Source organism: Pseudomonas sp. C 49-2 (assembly GCF_003970195.1).
Lineage (GTDB): Bacteria > Pseudomonadota > Gammaproteobacteria > Pseudomonadales > Pseudomonadaceae > Aquipseudomonas > Aquipseudomonas canadensis.
The window spans coordinates 266547-286857 of sequence record NZ_RXYG01000010.1 but is presented as its reverse complement, the minus strand read 5'-3'; the positions used below and the strand labels follow the sequence as shown (position 1 = coordinate 286857).

General features: G+C 60.1%; 22 protein-coding genes. 18 read left to right on the top strand and 4 right to left on the bottom strand.

Annotation, left to right across the window (positions count from 1 at the left end; genetic code table 11):
* Positions 1-29: 29 nt before the first annotated feature.
* From EJ576_RS21075 to EJ576_RS21000, 16 genes are all read left to right on the top strand, one after another.
* Entirely contained in the window at positions 30-239 is a 210-nt protein-coding gene (locus tag EJ576_RS21075) for a cold shock domain-containing protein (RefSeq protein WP_126571002.1), read from the top strand.
* A gap of 15 nt (positions 240-254) precedes the next feature.
* On the top strand, positions 255-458 hold the full coding sequence (locus tag EJ576_RS21070; RefSeq protein WP_123474456.1) for a cold-shock protein: 204 nt from the start codon (positions 255-257) through the stop codon (positions 456-458).
* Between the two features lie 159 nt (positions 459-617).
* Positions 618-2732: a flagellar biosynthesis protein FlhA gene (gene flhA / locus EJ576_RS21065; protein WP_218168778.1), complete on the top strand. Its 2115-nt coding sequence runs from the start codon at positions 618-620 to the stop codon at positions 2730-2732.
* 12 nt (positions 2733-2744) lie between these two features.
* Entirely contained in the window at positions 2745-4061 is a 1317-nt protein-coding gene (gene flhF, locus EJ576_RS21060) for a flagellar biosynthesis protein FlhF (protein ID WP_028617315.1), read from the top strand.
* Positions 4062-4166: 105 nt separating this feature from the next.
* Positions 4167-5000 carry a flagellar synthesis regulator FleN gene (gene fleN / locus EJ576_RS21055; protein WP_003192912.1) on the top strand — a complete coding sequence of 278 codons (834 nt, stop codon included), beginning with the start codon at positions 4167-4169 and terminating at the stop codon, positions 4998-5000.
* Positions 4997-5737 (top strand): RNA polymerase sigma factor FliA, encoded by a 741-nt coding sequence (gene fliA, locus EJ576_RS21050; protein WP_016976604.1) that lies wholly within the window; start codon positions 4997-4999, stop codon positions 5735-5737. The genes fleN and fliA overlap by 4 nt, the downstream gene beginning before the upstream one ends.
* Before the next feature lie 167 nt (positions 5738-5904).
* Positions 5905-6279 carry a chemotaxis response regulator CheY gene (locus EJ576_RS21045; RefSeq protein WP_015885173.1) on the top strand — a complete coding sequence of 125 codons (375 nt, stop codon included), beginning with the start codon at positions 5905-5907 and terminating at the stop codon, positions 6277-6279.
* Positions 6280-6297: 18 nt separating this feature from the next.
* Positions 6298-7086, top strand: coding sequence for a protein phosphatase CheZ (locus tag EJ576_RS21040; RefSeq protein ID WP_028617314.1), 789 nt, complete (start codon positions 6298-6300; stop codon positions 7084-7086).
* Between the two features lie 11 nt (positions 7087-7097).
* Positions 7098-9293, top strand: coding sequence for a chemotaxis protein CheA (locus EJ576_RS21035; protein ID WP_122554742.1), 2196 nt, complete (start codon positions 7098-7100; stop codon positions 9291-9293).
* 48 nt (positions 9294-9341) lie between these two features.
* A complete protein-coding gene (locus EJ576_RS21030; RefSeq protein WP_126571001.1) occupies positions 9342-10472 on the top strand; it encodes a chemotaxis response regulator protein-glutamate methylesterase in 1131 nt (376 codons plus the stop codon).
* A complete protein-coding gene (locus tag EJ576_RS21025; protein ID WP_016976609.1) occupies positions 10472-11212 on the top strand; it encodes a flagellar motor protein in 741 nt (246 codons plus the stop codon). The genes EJ576_RS21030 and EJ576_RS21025 overlap by 1 nt, the downstream gene beginning before the upstream one ends.
* A 15-nt stretch (positions 11213-11227) precedes the next feature.
* Positions 11228-12115: a flagellar motor protein MotD gene (gene motD, locus EJ576_RS21020; protein WP_028617311.1), complete on the top strand. Its 888-nt coding sequence runs from the start codon at positions 11228-11230 to the stop codon at positions 12113-12115.
* A gap of 51 nt (positions 12116-12166) precedes the next feature.
* Positions 12167-12955 carry a ParA family protein gene (locus EJ576_RS21015; protein WP_028617310.1) on the top strand — a complete coding sequence of 263 codons (789 nt, stop codon included), beginning with the start codon at positions 12167-12169 and terminating at the stop codon, positions 12953-12955.
* Positions 12955-13746, top strand: coding sequence for a CheW domain-containing protein (locus EJ576_RS21010; protein WP_028617309.1), 792 nt, complete (start codon positions 12955-12957; stop codon positions 13744-13746). The genes EJ576_RS21015 and EJ576_RS21010 overlap by 1 nt, the downstream gene beginning before the upstream one ends.
* An 80-nt stretch (positions 13747-13826) precedes the next feature.
* On the top strand, positions 13827-14309 hold the full coding sequence (locus EJ576_RS21005; protein ID WP_010564003.1) for a chemotaxis protein CheW: 483 nt from the start codon (positions 13827-13829) through the stop codon (positions 14307-14309).
* Positions 14310-14702, top strand: a complete 393-nt coding sequence (locus EJ576_RS21000; RefSeq protein WP_122725674.1) for a DUF2802 domain-containing protein — start codon at positions 14310-14312, stop codon at positions 14700-14702. It begins immediately after the preceding gene.
* A gap of 104 nt (positions 14703-14806) precedes the next feature.
* Here EJ576_RS21000 and EJ576_RS20995 read toward each other — a convergent pair whose 3' ends face one another.
* On the bottom strand, positions 14807-15172 hold the full coding sequence (locus EJ576_RS20995; RefSeq protein ID WP_122725677.1) for a hypothetical protein: 366 nt from the start codon (positions 15170-15172) through the stop codon (positions 14807-14809).
* 384 nt (positions 15173-15556) lie between these two features.
* Between EJ576_RS20995 and yegS the strand changes: the two genes are divergently transcribed.
* A complete protein-coding gene (gene yegS, locus EJ576_RS20990) occupies positions 15557-16477 on the top strand; it encodes a lipid kinase YegS (protein WP_126571000.1) in 921 nt (306 codons plus the stop codon).
* Here yegS and EJ576_RS20985 read toward each other — a convergent pair.
* The 3 genes from EJ576_RS20985 to EJ576_RS20975 form a co-directional block, all read right to left on the bottom strand.
* Complete coding sequence (locus EJ576_RS20985; RefSeq protein WP_122725681.1) at positions 16436-17095, bottom strand: response regulator transcription factor; 660 nt, start codon at positions 17093-17095, stop codon at positions 16436-16438. The genes yegS and EJ576_RS20985 overlap by 42 nt on opposite strands.
* Entirely contained in the window at positions 17092-17982 is an 891-nt protein-coding gene (locus EJ576_RS20980) for a sensor histidine kinase (RefSeq protein WP_122725683.1), read from the bottom strand. The genes EJ576_RS20985 and EJ576_RS20980 overlap by 4 nt, the downstream gene beginning before the upstream one ends.
* Positions 17983-18353: 371 nt before the next feature.
* On the bottom strand, positions 18354-18803 hold the full coding sequence (locus tag EJ576_RS20975) for a hypothetical protein (RefSeq protein ID WP_178083562.1): 450 nt from the start codon (positions 18801-18803) through the stop codon (positions 18354-18356).
* A 540-nt stretch (positions 18804-19343) separates the two neighbouring features.
* On the opposite strand from EJ576_RS20975, the gene EJ576_RS20970 reads away from it, so the two are divergent.
* A complete protein-coding gene (locus tag EJ576_RS20970; RefSeq protein WP_028617303.1) occupies positions 19344-20279 on the top strand; it encodes a chemotaxis protein CheV in 936 nt (311 codons plus the stop codon).
* Positions 20280-20311: the final 32 nt, after the last annotated feature.

Genomic DNA, 20311 nt, shown 5'->3' with positions numbered 1-20311 from the left:
GCGAAAGCTGTAGATGAGATGCAGGGAGAGTGGTTTTGAAGGCGGTCAGAGGCGCTGTCAAATATTACGACCAGAAATCCGGGATGGGCTTGATTGCCCTGGAAAACGGTGAAGACGACGTGCGAGTGGATTTCATCGGTTCGCGAGGTATTCGGCTTGCCGTGGGCCTGCGGGTTGAGGTCAAGAGAGTTCATGGGCGCGATGCGGTCTATGCATCCGACGTTTGCGTTATCCCGTAAGTCAGGAGAACGGCAATGGCAACAGGTACGGTGAAATGGTTTAACGCGGAGAAGGGGTTTGGTTTTATTTCGCCGGACGATGGAAGCGCAGATGTATTTGTCCACCATTCCGCGATAAAAATCGATGGCTTCAGAACCCTCGAAGAAGGCAAAAAAGTCGAATACGGCATCGTTCAAGGCCCAAAAGGCCTACAGGCCGATAACGTCAAACCCTTGTAGTTTCGTCCTCGCCGATGGTTTCAAGGCAATGCCTGAGAGCGATCTGACCCTTAGAGCAAAAGTTGGAAGGCTTCTTGCAATACCGCCTGCAAGACGCCCAACCGCGTCAAAACTTTGCTTCAAAGGACACGAGGAATACCGGTGGTGGATCGCTCTCAAATGCTCGGCAACGCCCGCAGCACCCTGACTGACCTCTCGCGAGGCAATCTGGGTGTGCCGTTGTTGTTGCTGGTGATGCTGGCAATGATGATGTTGCCGATGCCGCCGTTCCTGCTCGACGTGTTCTTTACCTTTAACATTGCGCTGTCCGTCGTCGTCCTGCTGGTGTGCGTCTACGCCCTACGGCCGTTGGATTTTGCGGTATTCCCGACCATTCTGCTGGTGGCGACCCTGCTGCGCCTGGCGCTGAACGTGGCGTCGACCCGTGTGGTCATGCTGCACGGCCAGGACGGCCATGCCGCTGCCGGTAAGGTGATCCAGGCCTTCGGTGAGGTGGTGATCGGCGGTAACTACGTGGTCGGTATCGTGGTGTTCGCGATCCTGATGATCATCAACTTCGTGGTGGTCACCAAAGGCGCCGGGCGCATCTCCGAAGTGAGCGCGCGTTTTACCCTCGACGCGATGCCCGGCAAACAGATGGCCATCGACGCCGACCTCAACGCCGGCCTGATCGACCAGAACCAAGCCAAATCCCGTCGCCTGGAAGTCGCCCAGGAGGCTGAGTTCTACGGTTCCATGGACGGTGCCAGCAAATTTGTGCGCGGTGACGCCATTGCCGGCTTGCTGATCCTGTTCATCAACCTCATCGGCGGCATGGCCGTGGGTATCTTCCAGCACGGCATGACCTTCGGCGATGCGGGCAAGGTGTACGCGTTGCTGACCATCGGTGACGGTTTAGTGGCGCAATTGCCATCACTGTTGTTATCAACAGCGGCGGCCATCATGGTGACCCGTGCTTCGGGCTCCGAAGACATGGGCAAGCAGATCAGCCGGCAGATGTTCGCTTCGCCCAAGGCCCTGGCCGTGGCGGCGGGCATCATGGCGATCATGGGGATCGTGCCGGGCATGCCGCACGTGTCATTCCTGAGCATGGCGGCCCTGGCTGGCGGCGCTGCGTATCTGTTCTGGAAAAAGCAGAACCAGGTCAAAGTCATCGCCCAGCAAGAGATCGCCCGCCAGCAGGAACTGCTGCCATCCCCGGCCCGAGCCCAGGAAACCAAGGAGCTTGGCTGGGATGACGTAACCCCGATCGACATGATCGGCCTGGAAGTCGGCTACCGCTTGATCCCGCTGGTGGACCGCAACCAGGGTGGCCAATTGCTCGCGCGGATCAAGGGCGTGCGCAAGAAACTGTCGCAGGACCTGGGCTTTTTGATGCCCACCGTGCACATCCGCGACAACCTCGACCTGGCCCCGAGTGCCTATCGCCTGACCCTGATGGGCGTGATCCTGGCCGAAGCCGAGATCTACCCGGACCGCGAACTGGCGATCAACCCCGGGCAGGTGTTCGGCAGCCTCAACGGCATTACCGCCAAAGATCCGGCTTTTGGCCTGGACGCGGTCTGGATCGAAATCAGCCAGCGCAGCCAGGCGCAATCCCTCGGTTACACCGTGGTGGACGCCAGCACTGTGGTCGCGACTCACCTCAACCAGATCCTGTACAAACACTCCCACGAGCTGATTGGCCACGAGGAAGTCCAGCAATTGATGGGTTTGCTGGGCAAAGCATCGCCAAAACTCGCCGAAGAACTGGTACCGGGCATTCTGTCGCTGTCGCAGTTGCTCAAGGTGTTGCAGGCGCTGTTGGCCGAACAGGTGCCAGTACGCGATATCCGCAGCATTGCCGAGGCCATCGCCAACAACGCCGCCAAGAGTCAAGATACTGCCGCCCTGGTGGCTGCGGTGCGCGTCGGATTGTCGCGTGCAATCGTCCAAAGCATTGTAGGGCTTGACTCCGAGCTGCCTGTGATCACCTTGGAACCAAGGTTGGAACAAATATTGCTCAATAGTATTCAGAAGGCAGGACAAGGCCAGGAAGAGGGCGTTCTGCTGGAGCCAAGCATGGCTGAGAAGCTGCAGCGCTCGTTGATCGACGCCGCACAGCGCCAGGAAATGCAGGGCCAACCGGTGATTCTGCTGGTGGCAGGCCCCGTCCGGGCGATGTTGTCGCGGTTTGGGCGTTTGGCAGTACCGAATTTGCACGTTTTGGCTTATCAGGAAATTCCTGACAACAAGCAAGTGACTATCGTCGCGACAGTAGGGCCCAACGGCTGAGGGTAGTGGGTTATGCAAGTGAAGCGTTTTTTCGCCGCCGATATGCGTCAGGCCATGAAACTGGTGCGTGATGAGCTGGGCGCCGACGCCGCGATTATCGGAAACCGTCGTATTGCCGGCGGTGTCGAGCTGACGGCTGCCCTGGATTACACCCCCTCGGCGCTGGCGCCGCGTGTACCGAACATGGAACTCGAAGACGAGCTGCGCAAAACCGCCTCGCGCATCGTTTCGGCCCAGGCTGAACTGAGCATGCGCGGCGACAGCGATGCCACCACCAATCGCCAGTTGTTCGCCGGCTTGCCACTGACCGCTGCCGAGCCGTTGGTCGAGCCGACGTTCAAAGAGCCACCGCGTCCTGCTGCGCCGGCCCCGGCGCCTGCGGTTGACCAGCGGGTGTTCGATTCGATGCGTTTTGAACTCAACGGCCTGCGTGAACTGCTGGAAGTGCAGTTGGGCTCGCTGGCGTGGAACCAGCTGCAAGGCAGCAAGCCGCAACAAGCCAACCTGTGGCGTCGCCTGCAACGCATCGGCCTGTCCGGCCCGTTGTCCCGCGACCTGCTGGCGCTGACCACCGAAATCGAAGAGCCTCGCCAGGCCTGGCGCATGTTGCTGGCCCACCTGGCGCGGATGATCGTTACCCCGGAAATCGAGCCTCTGGAAGAAGGCGGTGTGATTGCCATGGTCGGCCCTGCCGGCATGGGCAAGACCACCACCCTGGCCAAGCTGGCTGCCCGGTACGTCCTCAAATACGGCGCGCAGAATATCGCGCTGGTGAGCATGGACAGCTACCGTATTGGTGCCCAGGAGCAGCTCAAGACCCTGGGCCGGATCCTCAATGTGTCGGTGACCCATGTCGACCCGGGCCAGTCCCTGGCCAACGCCCTCGACCCGCTGCTGCGCAAGCGCGTGGTATTGATCGATACTGCCGGCCTGCAAGCCAGCGACCCGGCATTGCGCATGCAGTTGGAAAGCCTGGCGGGGCGTGGCATCAAGTCGAAAAATTACCTGGTGCTTGCAACCACCAGCCAGAAACAGGTTCTTACCGCTGCGTATCATAGTTACAAGCGTTGTGGCCTGGCCGGTTGCATCCTCACCAAGCTCGATGAAACCGCGAGCCTGGGCGAGGTGCTAAGCCTGGCCATCAGTCATGAATTGCCGGTCGCCTACCTGACCGACGGGCCGCGGATCCCGGATGATCTGCATCTGCCGCGCCGTCATCAGTTGGTCAGCCGTGCAGTCAGCGTGCAAATGCAAGAAGAGCCTAGCGAGGAAGCGATGGCCGATATGTTCGCCGACCTCTACCACAGCCCGGCAAAACGGGTCGGTTGAGGCAGGATGAACACCGTGAAATGTATCTACATCGATGGTCTGCAAGCGATTCACGCGGCCAAGCCATGTAGCCTGCGTCTAAGCAAGACAAGGTAAAGAAATAAAATGGGCAGCATGCATCCCGTACAGGTGATCGCGGTGACCGGCGGCAAAGGTGGCGTCGGGAAAACTAACGTGTCAGTGAATTTGTCCCTGGCCCTGGCAGAGCTTGGCCGTCGCGTCATGCTGCTGGATGCTGACCTGGGCTTGGCGAACGTGGACGTTCTGCTGGGGCTGACACCCAAACACACCCTTGCCGATGTGATCGAGGGCCGCTGTGAGCTGCGCGATGTGCTGCTGCAGGGTCCCGGTGGCATCCGCATCGTGCCGGCCGCCTCCGGCACCCAGAGCATGGTGCACCTGAGCCCGGCGCAGCATGCCGGCCTGATCCAGGCCTTCAGTGATATCGGCGACAACCTCGACGTGCTGGTGATCGACACCGCCGCCGGGATCGGCGAGTCCGTGGTCAGCTTCGTGCGCGCCGCGCAGGAAGTGTTGCTGGTGGTTTGCGATGAACCCACCTCGATCACCGACGCCTATGCCCTGATCAAACTGCTTAACCGTGACTACGGCATGAACCGCTTCCGCGTCCTGGCCAACATGGCCCAGAGCCCGCAGGAAGGGCGCAACCTCTTCGCCAAGTTGACCAAGGTCACGGATCGCTTCCTCGATGTCGCTTTACAATACGTCGGCGCAGTTCCCTACGACGAGTGTGTGCGCAAGGCTGTGCAAAAGCAGCGTGCAGTCTACGAAGCGTTCCCTCGTTCCAAATGCGCATTGGCGTTCAAGGCTATTGCTCAGAAGGTCGATACCTGGCCGTTGCCTGCCAACCCTCGGGGGCATCTGGAGTTTTTCGTCGAGCGATTGGTGCATCAGACGAGCGCAGGACCCGTGCTATGACAGCGACTGGCTACAACGCGTACAAGAAGTCTGCCCGTGACAGTCAGGGCGAGTTGATCGAGCGCTACGCGCCCTTGGTCAAGCGCATTGCCTATCACTTGCTGGCACGCCTGCCCGCCAGCGTCCAGGTCGAAGACCTGATCCAGGCGGGCATGATCGGCCTGCTCGAAGTGTCGACCAAATACGACGCGAGCAAGGGTGCGAGTTTCGAGACGTACGCGGGTATCCGTATCCGTGGCGCGATGCTCGATGAAGTACGCAAAGGTGACTGGGCGCCGCGTTCGGTGCATCGCAATACGCGCATGGTCAGTGATGCAATTCGCGCAATTGAAGCAAAAACCGGTCGCGACGCTAAAGATCACGAAGTTGCGGCCGAACTCCAATTGAGTCTCGACGATTACTACGGGATTTTGAACGATACCTTGGGCAGCCGCCTGTTCAGTTTCGACGACCTGTTGCAGGACGGCGAACACGAAGGGCTGCACGAGGACGGCGCGAGCGCTCATATGGAGCCATCGCGTGACCTGGAAGATGAGCGTTTCCAGGGGGCGTTGGCGGACGCGATTGCCAATTTGCCGGAGCGTGAGCGACTGGTGTTGGCGCTGTACTACGACGAAGAGCTGAATCTCAAGGAAATCGGTGAGGTCCTGGGGGTCAGCGAGTCGCGGGTCAGCCAGTTGCACAGCCAGTGCGCTGCCCGCTTGCGGGGGCGTTTGGGAGAGTGGCGAGCGCGCTGACAGGCAGTGTGGGGACACTGCAGACGATACCGTGAAGGCCACAAACCTTTGCGGGTTCGACCCGTGGTGCCCCGGCAGTCCTTTTTGTGTAATGCCTGTTGATTGAAATGGCGTGTCCAGGTGCTGGGCGCGTTTAAGACTGCTTGGAGGTCGAATTGGACAAGAACATGAAAATCCTCATCGTTGATGACTTCTCAACGATGCGGCGGATCATAAAAAACCTGTTGCGTGACCTTGGGTTCACTAACACGGTCGAGGCGGATGACGGCATTACGGCGATTCCGATCCTCAACAGCGGCAGCATCGACTTTCTGGTAACGGACTGGAACATGCCGGGCATGACCGGTATCGACTTGCTGCGCCACGTGCGCGCTGACGAAAAGCTGCGCAGCCTGCCTGTGCTGATGGTGACCGCCGAAGCCAAGCGTGAGCAGATCATCGAAGCCGCCCAAGCCGGGGTCAACGGTTACGTGGTCAAGCCATTCACTGCATTGGCCTTGAAAGAGAAGATCGAAAAAATCTTCGAACGCATCCACGGCTAATGCCATCGCGGGGGAGCTATGGAGCATAAAGAAACGTCACAGGGAGACTTCGAGTCGACCCTGAAAAAGCATGCTCACCAGTTGGTCGACAGCCTTGAAAAAGGCCAATTCGGCGACGCGGTGCAGTTGATCCATGAGCTCAACCAGACCCGTGACCGCGGCCTGTACCAGGAAGTGGGCAAGCTCACACGCGAGCTGCACAGTGCGATCGTCAATTTCCAGATTGACCCGCATATGCCCCAGGCCGAGGAAATCTCGCAGATCACCGATGCCACCGAACGCCTGTCCTACGTGGTCAGGCTGACTGAGGCGGCGGCCAACCGCACCATGGACCTGGTGGAAAACGCCACGCCCCTGGTCAACGGCATGGCCAACGAAGCCCAGGCCCTGAGCAACGATTGGGGCCGTTTCATGCGCCGCGAAGTGGGCGCAGAAGAGTTTCGTGAATTGGCGCGTCGTGTCGAAGGGTTCTTGTCACGCAGCGAGCAGGAAAACCGCACGGTTTCCAGCAACCTCAACGACATTCTGCTCGCCCAGGATTACCAGGACCTCACCGGTCAGGTGATCAAGCGTGTGACCCAGTTGGTCACCGAAGTGGAAAGCAACTTGCTCAAATTGGTGCTTATGGCAGGCCAGGTTGACCGTTTTGCCGGTATTGAACATGACCGCGAAGCGATCCTCTCGGAAAAAGATCCAAAAAAACATCTCGCCAAGGGTGAAGGTCCGCAGATTCATGCCGATAAACGTGAAGACGTTGTATCGGGTCAAGATGATGTCGATGACCTGTTATCCAGTTTAGGCTTCTAAGGAGCACCCACATGAGCTTCGGCGCCGATGAAGAAATCCTTCAGGATTTCCTTGTAGAGGCCGGCGAAATTTTAGAGCAACTGTCCGAACAACTGGTCGAGCTGGAAAGCCGCCCGGATGATGCGAACCTGCTCAATGCAATTTTTCGCGGTTTTCACACTGTAAAAGGGGGCGCCGGCTTCCTCCAGCTCCATGAGCTGGTGGAGTGCTGCCACATCGCCGAGAACGTGTTCGACATCCTGCGCAAGGGTGAGCGTCACGTTGATTCGGAATTGATGGACGTGATTCTCGAAGCACTGGATGCGGTCAACGGCATGTTCAGCGAGGTGCGCGACCGTGCACCGATCACCGCTGCCACCCCGGAGCTGCTGGCCGCCCTGGCGCGCCTGGCGGAACCGGCCGACACCTCGGCTGCGCCTGTGGTTGAGGCGGCTCCCGAGCCTGTGGCCGAAGCTGAGCCGGATGTGACCGACAGCGAGTTCGAACAGCTGCTCAACTCCCTCAGTGCCGTGAAGGCCGAGGCTGAGGCACCCAAGGCGCCCGTCGCTGCGCCAACCAGCGAAGACATCACTGACGCTGAGTTCGAATCCCTGCTCGACCAGTTGCATGGCAAAGGCCAGTTTGCAGCGGACGCCGTGGCACCTGCCGCTGCGCCCGAGGCGCCTGCTGCTAATGCCAACACCGACATTACCGACGACGAATTCGAAGCGTTGCTCGACCAACTGCATGGCAAGGGCACCTTCGCGGCCGACGCCCTGCCGGAAGTCGCCGCCACGGCTGCGGCGCCTGCCGCAGCCAGTGCAGCACCGGCCGGCGACGGCCTGATCTCCGATCACGAGTTTGAATCGCTGCTGGACGAGTTGCACGGCAAGGGCAAGTTCAGCGAAGTGGCCCCGGCCGCTGCTGCTGTTGCCACGGCTGCACCGGTTGCTGCCAAGGCCGCCGCGCCGGCTCCGGCCGCCAAGCCTGCGCCTGTAGCGGCTCCTGCTCCGGCGCGTGCCGCCGCAGCACCGGTTGCCGAGAAGCCTGCCAGTGAAGCCGAAACCACCGTGCGGGTTGATACCGCGCGCCTGGACGACATCATGAACATGGTCGGCGAACTGGTGCTGGTACGTAACCGTCTGGTGCGCCTGGGCCTGAGCAGCGGCGATGAAGCCATGCAAAAGGCCGTGTCGAACCTCGACGTGGTCACCGCCGACCTGCAAACCGCGGTGATGAAAACCCGGATGCAGCCGATCAAGAAAGTCTTCGGCCGCTTCCCACGCCTGGTTCGCGACTTGGCGCGTCAGCTCAAGAAAGAGATCAACCTGGAACTGGTGGGTGAAGAAACCGACCTCGACAAGAACCTCGTCGAGGCCCTGGCCGATCCACTGGTCCACTTGGTGCGCAACGCCGTCGACCACGGCGTGGAAACCCCTGAAGAACGCGAAGCCTCGGGCAAGTCCCGCAACGGCAAAGTGATCTTGGCGGCGGAGCAAGAGGGCGACCATATCCTGCTGTCGATCACTGATGACGGCAAGGGCATGGACCCGGCCATATTGCGCAATATCGCGGTCAAGCGCGGCGTGATGGACAAGGACGCCGCCGACCGCCTGACCGACACCGAGTGCTACAACCTGATCTTCGCCCCGGGCTTCTCGACCAAGACCGAAATTTCCGACGTGTCCGGCCGTGGCGTCGGCATGGACGTGGTGAAGACCAAGATCAGCCAGCTCAATGGCTCGATCAACATCTACTCGACCAAGGGCCAGGGCTCGAAGATCGTGATCAAGGTGCCTTTGACCTTGGCGATCATGCCGACCCTGATGGTGATGCTGGGCAACCAGGCGTTCGCCTTCCCGCTGGTCAACGTCAACGAGATCTTCCACCTCGACCTGTCGCGTACCAACGTGGTGGACGGCCAGGAAGTGGTGATCGTGCGCGACAAGGCGTTGCCCCTGTTCTATCTCAAGCGCTGGCTGGTGGCATCGGCCAAGCATGAAGAGCAGCGCGAAGGCCATGTGGTGATTCTCTCCGTGGGCACCCAGCGCATCGGTTTTGTGGTCGATCAACTGGTGGGCCAGGAAGAAGTGGTCATCAAGCCTTTGGGCAAAATGCTGCAGGGAACCCCGGGCATGTCGGGTGCGACCATCACGGGTGACGGTCGGATCGCGCTGATTCTCGATGTTCCGAGCATGCTCAAGCGTTACGCCGCTCGGCGTATTTGATTCTGGTGGGGCAGGGCGGTAGTGCCCGCCCCGCCTAACGGAGTGTTTATGGCAGTCAAGGTCCTGGTGGTGGACGATTCGGGTTTCTTCCGCCGCCGCGTCTCGGAAATTCTTTCCGCCGATCCAACGATCCAGGTGGTCGGCACGGCCACCAACGGCAAAGAGGCTATTGATCAAGCCATTGCGTTGAAACCGGACGTGATCACCATGGACTACGAGATGCCGATGATGGATGGCATCACCGCGGTCCGGCACATCATGCAACGCTGCCCCACCCCGGTATTGATGTTCTCCTCGCTGACCCACGAAGGCGCCCGGGTCACCCTGGATGCGCTGGACGCCGGCGCGGTGGACTTCCTGCCGAAGAATTTCGAAGACATCTCGCGCAACCCCGAGAAGGTCAAGCAGATGCTGTGCGAGAAGGTGCACAGTATTTCCCGCAGTAACCGTCGCAGCCTGTTCAGCGCGCCAGCGCCGACGCCTGCACCGGTTGCAGCGCCGCCTGCACCGACGTCATCGTTTGCTCGCCCAGCGCCAGCGCCGGTTGCACGGCCAGCCGTGGCGCCGGTTCGCGCTGCTGCGCCTGCGACTGCCCATTCGCCTGCGCCGAAGCGCAAGGCCTACAAACTTGTGGCTATCGGCACGTCCACGGGCGGCCCGGTGGCCCTGCAACGCGTGTTGACCCAACTGCCGGCCAACTTCCCGGCGCCAATCGTGTTGATCCAGCACATGCCTGCCGCCTTCACCAAGGCCTTCGCCGAGCGCCTGGACAAGCTGTGCCGCATCAGCGTCAAGGAAGCCGAGGATGGCGACATCCTGCGTCCTGGCCTGGCGTTGCTGGCGCCGGGTGGCAAGCAAATGATGGTGGACGGCCGTGGCGCGATCAAAATCCTGCCGGGCGATGAGCGCCTGAACTACAAGCCGTGCGTGGACATCACCTTTGGTTCGGCGGCCAAGTCCTACGGCGACAAAGTTCTGGCGGTGGTGCTCACCGGCATGGGCGCCGACGGCCGTGAGGGCGCGCGCCTGCTCAAGCAGGGCGGCAGCGCCATCTGGGCCCAGGACGAGGCCAGCTGCGTGATCTATGGCATGCCCATGGCCATCGTCAAGGCCGACTTGGCTGACGCCGTCTACAGCCTGGACGACATCGGCAAGCATCTGGTGGAGGCTTGCCTCTGATGGATGTCTTGAGCCTGATCGGTATCATCATGGCGTTTGTCGCGATCATCGGCGGCAACTACCTCGAAGGCGGTCACCTCGGCGCCCTGGCCAACGGCCCGGCCGCCCTGATCGTGATCGGCGGCACCGTGGGCGCGGCGTTGCTGCAGTCGCCCATGAGCTCCTTCAAGCGCGCCATGCAGATCCTTATCTGGATCATTTTTCCGCCACGTGTCGACTTGCCTGGCGGTATCGACCGCGTGGTCAACTGGAGCCTCACCGCCCGCAAGGAAGGCCTGCTGGGCCTGGAAGGCGTGGCCGATGCCGAGCCCGACAGCTACGCGCGCAAAGGCCTGCAATTGCTGGTAGATGGCGCCGAACCGGAAGCGATCCGCAGCATTTTGGAAGTGGATTTCTACACCCAGGAAAGCCGCGACATCAACGCCGCCAAAGTCTACGAAAGCATGGGCGGCTACGCGCCGACCATCGGCATCATCGGTGCGGTGATGGGCCTGATCCATGTGATGGGCAACTTGGCCGACCCTTCACAACTGGGCAGCGGCATTGCCGTGGCATTTGTCGCCACCATCTACGGCGTGGCCAGTGCCAACCTGGTGTTGTTGCCGGTGGCGAGCAAGCTCAAGTCGATTGCCCTGCGCCAGTCGCGTTACCGCGAGATGTTGCTCGAAGGTATTTTGTCGATTGCCGAGGGTGAGAACCCGCGCTCCATCGAATTGAAGCTCCAGGGCTTCATGGATTGATGGGAGATATCGATTATGAGCCGTCGCCGTCGCGAGCCCGAAGAACACGTCAACCACGAACGGTGGCTGGTGTCCTACGCGGACTTCATCACTTTGCTGTTCGCGTTTTTCGTGGTGATGTACTCGATCTCGTCGATCAACGAAGGCAAGTACAAAGTTATTTCCCAGGCGCTGATTGGCGTGTTCAACGACGCCGACCGCGCCCTCAAGCCGATCCCGATCGGTGAAGAACGGCCCAAGACCGTGACCCCGGCCAAGCCGCTGGTCAACGACAGCGATGAAACCGCTGCCGGCGTGGGTGGCACCAGCGATCCGCTGAAAAGCATCGCCGATGACATCAGCGCAGCGTTTGGCGACCTGATCAGCTCCAACCAGATGACCGTGCGCGGCAACGAGTTGTGGGTGGAAATCGAGCTTAATTCCAGCCTGTTGTTTGCCAGCGCCGACGCGTTGCCGAGCGACCAGGCGTTTACCATCATCGACAAGGTGGCGGCGATTCTCAAGCCGTTTGAAAATCCGATCCATGTCGAAGGCTTCACCGACAATTTCCCGATCAGCACCGCGCAGTACCCGACCAACTGGGAGCTGTCCTCGGCCCGTGCGTCAAGCATCGTGCGCATGCTGGCGATGCAGGGCGTGAACCCTGGGCGCCTGGCCTCGGTGGGTTATGGTGAGTTCCAGCCGGTGGCCAATAACGCTACGGTAGAGGGCCGCGCGAAGAACCGCCGGGTGGTGTTGGTAGTGTCGCGCAACCTGGATGTGCGCCGCAGCCTGACCGGCACCGGTACCGCCAATGCAACACCGGATGCCGCCTTGAAGCGGGCTGGCACACAAACTGCACCGCCCCCTGTAAAACCGCCGGTTCGTCAGAGCGCCGTCAATTCTCCGTCGCCGGCTCAATAACCTTATGCAATGTCTCGGTCGCGCCTGTGCCTGCCGGGAGGAACCAACCGAATGAGAGTCTGGGCAGTTGCCAATCAAAAAGGTGGGGTCGGCAAGACCACCACGTCCATCGCCCTAGCCGGCTTGCTGGCCGAGGCGGGCAAGCGCGTGGTCGTGGTGGACCTGGACCCTCACGGCTCCATGACCAGCTATTTCGGCTACGACCCGGATGCGCTGGAACACAGCAACTACGACCTGTTCCTGCACAAGGGCAGCGTGCCGGCCGATCTGCCGGGGCAACTGCTGCTGCCCACCAGCAACGAAAGTATTTCCCTGCTGCCGTCCAGCACCGCCCTGGCCACCCTTGAGCGCCAGTCGCCGGGGCAGAGCGGGTTGGGCCTGGTGATCGCCAAGACCCTGGCGCAACTCTGGCAGGATTTCGACTACGCAATCATCGACAGCCCGCCGTTGCTCGGCGTGTTGATGGTCAACGCGTTGGCGGCGAGCCAGCAACTGGTGATTCCGGTGCAGACCGAGCACTTGGCCGTCAAAGGCCTGGAGCGCATGGTCAGCACCCTGGCGATGATCAACCGTTCGCGCAAACAAGCGCTGCCGTTCAGCATCGTGCCGACCTTGTTCGACCGCCGCACCCAGGCGTCCCTCGGCACCCTGCGCGTGTTGCGCGATGCCTATCCGGACACCATTTGGAATGGCTACATTCCAGTGGACACGCGCCTGCGTGACGCCAGCCGCGCAGGTCTCGCGCCATCGCAGTTCGACGGTAAGAGCCGTGGCGTACTCGCCTACCGCGCGTTGCTCAAGCACCTGCTGTCGCAGCAGCTTGTGGCGCAGGTGGCGTGATGAACCGTCCTGTCGAACTCAAGACTCGGCCGCAACTGGCGCTGGAATCCTATCTGGATGCCCTGCTGCAGGATGCGACCGCCGAAGAACTGCCGGAACCGATCCTGGTGTTGGAACCGGCTGTTGAACCCGAAGCCGCGCTGGATGAATTCCAGTTGGCGGTGCTGGAAGAACAAGCCCGCGATGCGCAGGTCGTAGTGCCGATCACACCGATAGTGGTGGCGCCTGTGGTGGTTGCTCCTGTTGTGGTCGAGCCGGTGGTGCAAGTGCACCTGCCGCCGAGCATCACACCGCCGCCGGTGACCGGTGATGGCCGCCCGAGCTGGGCTGCCGAACCGTTCGAATGCCTGCTGTTCGACGTCGCCGGGTTGACCCTGGCGGTGCCGCTGGTGTGCCTGGGCTCGATCTATTCGCTGGAGGGCCAGGAGCTGACGCCGTTGTTCGGGCAACCGGAGTGGTTCCTCGGCATTCTGCCCAGCCAGGCCGGCAACCTCAAAGTCCTGGATACCGCGCGCTGGGTCATGCCCGACCGCTACCGCGACGACTTCCGTCAGGGCCTGCAATACGTGATCTCGGTGCAGGGCTACGAGTGGGGGCTGGCGGTGCATCAAGTCAGCCGCTCGTTGCGCCTGGACCCGAACGAAATCAAATGGCGCAGCCACCGGGGCCAACGGCCTTGGCTGGCGGGCACCGTGATCGAACACATGTGCGCGTTGCTCGACGTCGCCGAACTGGCTGAGTTGATCGCCAGCGGTGCCGTCAAATCGATGCCACTGAACAAACACAGTTGATTGAACAATAAGGGCCGCATGCGAATGCGGTCAGCGAAGCACACACGCCGTACTCAACGGCATTTGAAGGGGTCAGGGGTATGAACAAGTCAGCGTCCGCACAAGGTTTGGATGATCCGATCCTGCAATGGGTGACCTTCAAACTGGACAACGAGTCCTATGGCATTAACGTGATGCGCGTGCAGGAAGTGCTGCGCTACACCGAGATCGCTCCGGTACCGGGTGCGCCAAGCTACGTGCTGGGCATCATCAACCTGCGCGGCAACGTGGTGACAGTGATCGACACCCGCCAGCGTTTCGGCCTGGTGCCGACTGAGGTTAACGACAACACGCGTATCGTCATCATCGAGGCCGACAAGCAAGTGGTCGGGATCATGGTCGACAGCGTGGCCGAGGTGGTTTACCTGCGCCAGTCGGAAGTGGAAACTGCGCCGAACGTGGGTAACGAGGAGTCCGCCAAGTTTATCCAGGGCGTGTGCAACAAGAACGGCGAGCTGCTGATTCTGGTTGAGCTGGACAAGATGATGAGCGAAGAAGAATGGTCGGAACTGGAGAGCATCTGATTGTTCCTTGAGGCCGCAGTGATTGTCCTGGCCCTGTTGTGGGCCGGGACTTTGGCATTTCTGTTGCGCTATGTGCGTCAGCAGCGTGAACTGTTGTTGCAGCAGGCTGAGCGTGATGCTCTGCGTGATCGGCGGGTGCTGGAGTTGGTGAAGCGGGTTGATCACTTTCAGCAGAGTGCGGTGAAAGTCGGGGACGAGGTGCATGAGTTGCGCGCGATTCTTGCGCCGTTGCCTGACAAACTGGCGCAGATTGAGCAGCGGGATCCTTCGAGTCTTTCGTTTGCGCAGGCGGCGAAGCTGGTGGGGATGGGGGCTACGGTGGATGAGTTGACCCAATCCTGCGGACTGACCCAGGCTGAAGCGCAGTTGATGAGCAAGTTGCACAAAGGCTGAATAAGCGTTGGCGAGAGCCGCTTGAAAATCGAACCTGCGACGGATCGCTGGCCCGGCCATCGTTTTAAAAGCGGTCTCGCCGTTGACTGCTGGCGCACGCAATCTCACTCAACGAGCGGGTTCGTTACATCCATCCATACATACGTGACTGGGGGAGAACTTTCGTCAAAATCCGAATCCTTGATGACATGCTCCCAACTCCCCGGGTTTCGGAAATTCGCTTTTGTCTCCCAAGTGGTGGCGTTCGCCACCACTGGAAACTCATAGGCACCGGGGGTGTCTAGGCGGGTGAATATAAGCATCCTGGTCTTAGGGTGAGGAGGGCAGGTGCCGCTGAAGGTTGCGAACTGGCGAGTGATTAAGGTTCCACCAGGAGGAACCACCTCGCCTAGGTGATTAGTTACTTTAGTGATTGCCAGCGTAGAGTGGCCGGGGTTTGTGGTCTTTTTCGGATCAGAGGCGTTTTCCATTTGAAGCTCCTTTACATTTAGTGTGTAGGTGCGGGAGTCAGTAAAACGCTATAGATGTAAACGCTCTACTGTCAGAAATGACAGTGGCGACGAAAGGCGTTCTCCTGGATCAAATGTTGGTGCGCACTTCCGTGTGTCAGTCACAGTTGATTTAACTGATCCATCGCCTTCGCGAGCAAGCCCGCTCCCACAATTTAGATCTCTTGTATCAGGCACATATCAATCTGCTCTGGCGCTGGCTCCGGTTTTTCCAAAGTGAGCCGCCGTAAGGGCGGAACCAATAGTGGCCGTTACCAAAAAAATGGATATACACCCGCTAAACCAAACCCCCTCCCCAAAGGTCCACATCTTCCAAGCACCTTTGAATCCAGGAGTAACCCACCCATGACCACCCCCAAAGCCCTGTTGATCCTCCACGGCAAGCAAGCCCTCAACGAGGACGTACGCGCAGCGGTCAAGGCTCGCCGTGAACAAGGCTGGGAGTTGGCAGTACGGGTCACATGGGAAGGCGGCGACGCCCAACGCCTGGTCAACGAAGCCCTAGCCGATGGCTACACCCACATCATCGCCGGCGGCGGCGACGGCACCTTGCGTGACGTCGCCGAAGCCATGACCCAGGCCAAGACCGACGCCAGCCTGGTGCTGATGCCCCTCGGGACCGCCAACGACTTCGCCAAGGCTGCCGGTGTGCCGTTGGAGCCGGGTCCGGCGCTGGCGCTGCTGGACGTACCGGCCAAGGCGATCGACCTCGGCCAGGTCGGCGGGCAGATCTTCCTCAACATGGCCACCGGCGGCTTCGGCAGCCAAGTCACCGCCAACACTTCCGAGGACTTGAAGAAAGTCCTGGGCGGCGCCGCCTACCTGTTCACGGGCTTGACGCGGTTCAGCGAATTGAAGGCCGCCTACGCCGAGCTGGATGGCCCGGATTTCCATTGGAAAGGCGAGTTGCTCGCGCTGGGTATCGGCAACGGTCGCCAGGCGGGCGGAGGGCATGAGCTATGCCCAGGCGCCATGGCCGATGATGGTTTGCTGGATATCAGCATCCTGCCCGCACCCCAGGAAGTGGTCGGCACTCTGCGCGAGCTGATGAACAATGGCTGGGGCCTGGACACCATGTTTGTGCGGGCGCGCCTGCCATGGGTGAATATCAAGGTCGCACAAGGCCTGTATATCAACCTGGATGGCGAACCTCTGGAGGGCGATGACCTGCATTTCGAGGCCCTGCCCAAGGCCCTGCGCGTGCACCTGCCGGTGGATTCGCCGTTAGTCGTCCAGGCTGATGATCTGCTCGCGCACCGCAAATAACACCAGGCCCGCCACGTCGAAAATCTGCAAACGCTTCATGATCTGCGAGCGGTGCGCTTCCACGGTCTTGATGCTCAGGCCCAGGCCGTGGGCGATTTCCCGGGTGGACTTGCCGCGCACAATCAACCGCAGAATCTCCAGCTGCCGCGCGGTAAGGTTATGGCTATGGCCGGCCGGGGTGGTGGGGCCCTGGCTGCGCACCAGCGCCTGGTTGATCACCGTGTGGGCAATCGCCGGGCTCAGGTAGCGCTCGTTGTTGCGCAGGGCCAGCAACGCGTGTTCCAGCTCGTTGGCGGTGGTGTCCTTGAGCAGGTAGCCGTGGGCGCCGGATTCCAGCGCGCACATGATCAGTTCCGGGTCGGTGTGCATCGACAGGATCAGCACGCGGCTCTTGGGGTAGGCGCGCTTGAGTTGCTGCAGGGCATCCAGCCCACCGGTGTGCTTCATCGACAGGTCCAACAGCACGATATCGGGTAGCAGGGCGCTGAACTGCTCCAGCAACTGTACGCCATCGCTGGCCTCACCGACCACCGTGTAGCCGGGAATGTCCTGGACCAGCGCGCGTACGCCGGCCCGGATCAGAGCATGGTCATCCACCAGGAGTAATGTGCAGGTCACTCGATAACCTTAGGGGAACTGGCCCGTTCGAGGGCGCGGGGCGCCCATGGGAAAAGCGCGTCGATCCGTGTCCCTTTGCCTGGCTGGCTGTTGACGGATAACGAACCGCCAAGCTGATCAATCCGCTCGGACATGCCGGCCATGCCTCGTTGGCCTTCCAGGCCCGGGTTGATGGCCGGCGAAAAACCCTGGCCGTCATCGCAGATGCTCAGCGACAGGCCCTCGGGGAGACGTTGCAGGCGTACCAGCAGATTGCGCGCCTGGGCGTGGCGTAGCATGTTGGTCACCGCTTCCTGGGTGATGCGAAAGGCCGCCACGGCCATTTCTTCCGGGATGCCGGTCAACCGCTGCTGGCATTCCAGGCTCCAGTGAATTGGGGTGTTTTCCAGGGTCTTGAGCAGGTGCGCGCGCAGGCTGGCTTCCAAACCCAGGCTGGCCAATTGGCGAGGGTTGAGGATGGCGGAGACGTCACGCACCTTGGCCAGGGTTTCATTCAGGGTGTTGCATAGCACCGTGCATTGGCTTTGCAGGTCTTCGGGCAGGCGGCGCTTGAGCCATTCGCTTTGCAGCTTGGCGGCGGTGAGCAGTTGGCCAATATCGTCATGCAATTCGCGGCTGAGGCGGTGGCGTTCGTTTTCCTGCACTTGCAGCAGGCGATCGGCCAGTTCCTGGGGCTGGAACTTGATGGATTTACGCGAGTGCCACTGTTGCAGGCCGACCACCACCAGCGTGGCCAGGTTAAGTACCACCAGCAGCGGCAAGGCGGCGGAGAAGCTGTAGGCCCACAGGCTCAGCAGCAGCGAGCCAAGGCACAGGGCGAGGATCAGACGGCGTGCATTGCTGCGGGACGCGGACCTTGCGATGAGTGTCTTGAGGTTGGCGTACATAGCGGATGGAGCCAATGAAGGTTCGCTGCGGGAAGTCCGGTCACGGCGGCTGACAGGACTCTGTTTGGAATGCGTTATCGAATCGTTTTTATGCATGATGAAGTTGAGTCACTTCGAGTCGGGCATAGTACCACCACTGTTACCGTTGGTCGCCTGGTGCCGTGCCTGGCAAGGGGTATTAACTGCGCAAATGCTCCGGGCGGTATTCCCAGAGTTCATGGAGTGGGGGGGTTATATTATTTTTGTTTGGTTGTATCGATATTACCGTTAATGGCTAATTGATATCTTTTTCTGCTCAGTTCAACTCGGTTGGATTAACGGCTTATGTCGTTTTCAGACAACTTCAGGTTTAAATACGACCTGCGATCTATTCAGGACGCGTGATGCGTGCGTTGCTGTGGTTTAAAGCTGAAATCCTTTTGTGGAATATGCAGCGTTACCGTAGCAATCAGCGTGGTCTGCTCCGCTTCATCCAGTGCCAACTGACCTGTCTTTACATCAATCAACTCCAACTGCCAGGCCAGCAACTTGAGGCACTCCTCCAGGGCGTCCAAGGCTTGATCATGCAATTGCAGGGGGCTTTCGGCATTGGCGATCAGGTACTGGATGTGCCGTGAAAATTCGCTGATCGCTTGCAGGGCAAGGCAGTCGGCCTTTTCAGCGAGCTTGATCAGGCTGATCTTCATGCAGTCGATGGCGTCACTGTCGTTTCGGATTAAGTGCAGGTGGCTCAGGCACTCTTCCGACTTGACCAGCAGCTTTTCAGCTTCATGCAGGAATTCGGGAAGAGCAAGTTGCCACTCCTTACCGTCGTTCATCATGCAAGTCTCCACAACATAAGGTCGGGTGATGAGATGTCGCACCGGGTGAATGGCTTAAAAGTAGCGATCAAATATGACTGGAATCTGTAGGTTGCTTCCGAGTTTTTAGTAGGGCGTTTATTAGAGTGACGGCGACGGCTCTGCGCGGCCCTCGTAGGCGGGGTCAATTGCGCACCTTCAATTGCCGACATCTGGAGGTCTGGAAGGGCCGTGGGCCGAGGGCTTGGGATGGCAAACAAAAGCCTGACTCCATTCATGCATTGAGAATGGCGTCACATTAATGGCTATTAGATATTGCGAATATCAGGTTGGGCCTGATTGTGCATAGGGGAATCCCTTACATAGCGGAACCTTGCATCGAATTGAATGTCGTGCAACGTCGCTGTGCCGCTCTGTGGAGAGGCCAGCGCAGTAAACCATGATGTCAGTGTGACATCAATGAATTTACGTGGCATTTTACAAGGGTCAAGGTCTGGCGCTTGCCGCCGATAACAAGCCTTAAGTGAGCAGCACAATCCCTTTGCGCATCAGGAGCTTTTAATGGCTGGCATTCTCGACACGGTAGATCAACGCACGCAGCTGGTGGGTGAGAATCGCCTGGAGATCCTCATGTTCCGCCTGTTCGGGCGCCAGCTGTTCGCGATCAACGTGTTCAAGGTGCAGGAAGTCCTGCAACTGCCCAAGCTGACCTTGATGCCGCAGCGCCATCCTTTCGTCTGCGGCGTGGTCAACCTGCGGGGCCAGACCCTGCCGGTGATCGACCTGTCCCAGGCGATCGGCATGCGCCCGTTGGTACCGGGCCCTAACAGCACCATTATCGTCACCGAGTACAACCGCTCGGTGCAGGCGTTCCTGGTGGGCGGTGTGGACCGCATCGTCAACATGAACTGGGAAGCTATCCTGCCGCCGCCGACCAGCGCCGGTCGCCAGCATTACCTCACGGCCATCAGCAAGGTCGACGACCAGTTGGTGGAAATCATCGACGTGGAAAAAGTCTTGGCCGAGATCGTGCCGTACAACGCCAAGGTCTCCCGTGAAAAACTCGAAGACCCGGTGCTGGAGCGCGCCCGTGGCCGCGAGGTGCTGCTGGTGGACGACTCCAATGTGGCCCTCTCGCAACTGCGCGACACCCTCGGCCAACTGGGCGTGAAGATGCACATCGCCAGTGACGGCCTCAAGGCGCTGAACATGCTCAAGGCCTGGGCCGACGCCGGCCACGTAATGACCGATAAGCTGCTGATGATCTTCACCGACGCCGAAATGCCCGAGATGGACGGTTACCGCCTCACCACCGAAATCCGCAACGACCCGCGCCTGCGTGGCCTGTATGTAGTGCTGCACACCTCGTTGTCCGGCAGCTTCAACGACTCGATGGTGAAGAAGGTCGGCTGTGACAACTTCCTGTCCAAATTCCAGCCCGACAAGCTGGTCGATGTGGTGCGTCAGCGTCTGATGCTGGACGAAGCGCCCGCTTGACCTTAGGGTGATGGCTTTGCCCCTCAGGAATG

Coding starts and splice junctions, on each gene's coding strand:
- EJ576_RS21030 (WP_126571001.1), top strand. CDS start 9,342: ATGGCAGTCAAGGTCCTGGTGGTGGACGATTCGGGTTTCTTCCGCCGC.
- fliA (WP_016976604.1), top strand. CDS start 4,997: ATGACAGCGACTGGCTACAACGCGTACAAGAAGTCTGCCCGTGACAGT.
- EJ576_RS20970 (WP_028617303.1), top strand. CDS start 19,344: ATGGCTGGCATTCTCGACACGGTAGATCAACGCACGCAGCTGGTGGGT.
- EJ576_RS21035 (WP_122554742.1), top strand. CDS start 7,098: ATGAGCTTCGGCGCCGATGAAGAAATCCTTCAGGATTTCCTTGTAGAG.
- EJ576_RS20995 (WP_122725677.1), bottom strand. CDS start 15,172: ATGGAAAACGCCTCTGATCCGAAAAAGACCACAAACCCCGGCCACTCT.
- EJ576_RS21005 (WP_010564003.1), top strand. CDS start 13,827: ATGAACAAGTCAGCGTCCGCACAAGGTTTGGATGATCCGATCCTGCAA.
- EJ576_RS20975 (WP_178083562.1), bottom strand. CDS start 18,803: ATGATGAACGACGGTAAGGAGTGGCAACTTGCTCTTCCCGAATTCCTG.
- EJ576_RS21025 (WP_016976609.1), top strand. CDS start 10,472: ATGGATGTCTTGAGCCTGATCGGTATCATCATGGCGTTTGTCGCGATC.
- flhF (WP_028617315.1), top strand. CDS start 2,745: ATGCAAGTGAAGCGTTTTTTCGCCGCCGATATGCGTCAGGCCATGAAA.
- yegS (WP_126571000.1), top strand. CDS start 15,557: ATGACCACCCCCAAAGCCCTGTTGATCCTCCACGGCAAGCAAGCCCTC.
- EJ576_RS20980 (WP_122725683.1), bottom strand. CDS start 17,982: ATGTACGCCAACCTCAAGACACTCATCGCAAGGTCCGCGTCCCGCAGC.
- EJ576_RS21015 (WP_028617310.1), top strand. CDS start 12,167: ATGAGAGTCTGGGCAGTTGCCAATCAAAAAGGTGGGGTCGGCAAGACC.
- EJ576_RS21045 (WP_015885173.1), top strand. CDS start 5,905: ATGAAAATCCTCATCGTTGATGACTTCTCAACGATGCGGCGGATCATA.
- EJ576_RS21070 (WP_123474456.1), top strand. CDS start 255: ATGGCAACAGGTACGGTGAAATGGTTTAACGCGGAGAAGGGGTTTGGT.
- EJ576_RS21010 (WP_028617309.1), top strand. CDS start 12,955: ATGAACCGTCCTGTCGAACTCAAGACTCGGCCGCAACTGGCGCTGGAA.
- EJ576_RS21040 (WP_028617314.1), top strand. CDS start 6,298: ATGGAGCATAAAGAAACGTCACAGGGAGACTTCGAGTCGACCCTGAAA.
- fleN (WP_003192912.1), top strand. CDS start 4,167: ATGGGCAGCATGCATCCCGTACAGGTGATCGCGGTGACCGGCGGCAAA.
- flhA (WP_218168778.1), top strand. CDS start 618: ATGCTCGGCAACGCCCGCAGCACCCTGACTGACCTCTCGCGAGGCAAT.
- motD (WP_028617311.1), top strand. CDS start 11,228: ATGAGCCGTCGCCGTCGCGAGCCCGAAGAACACGTCAACCACGAACGG.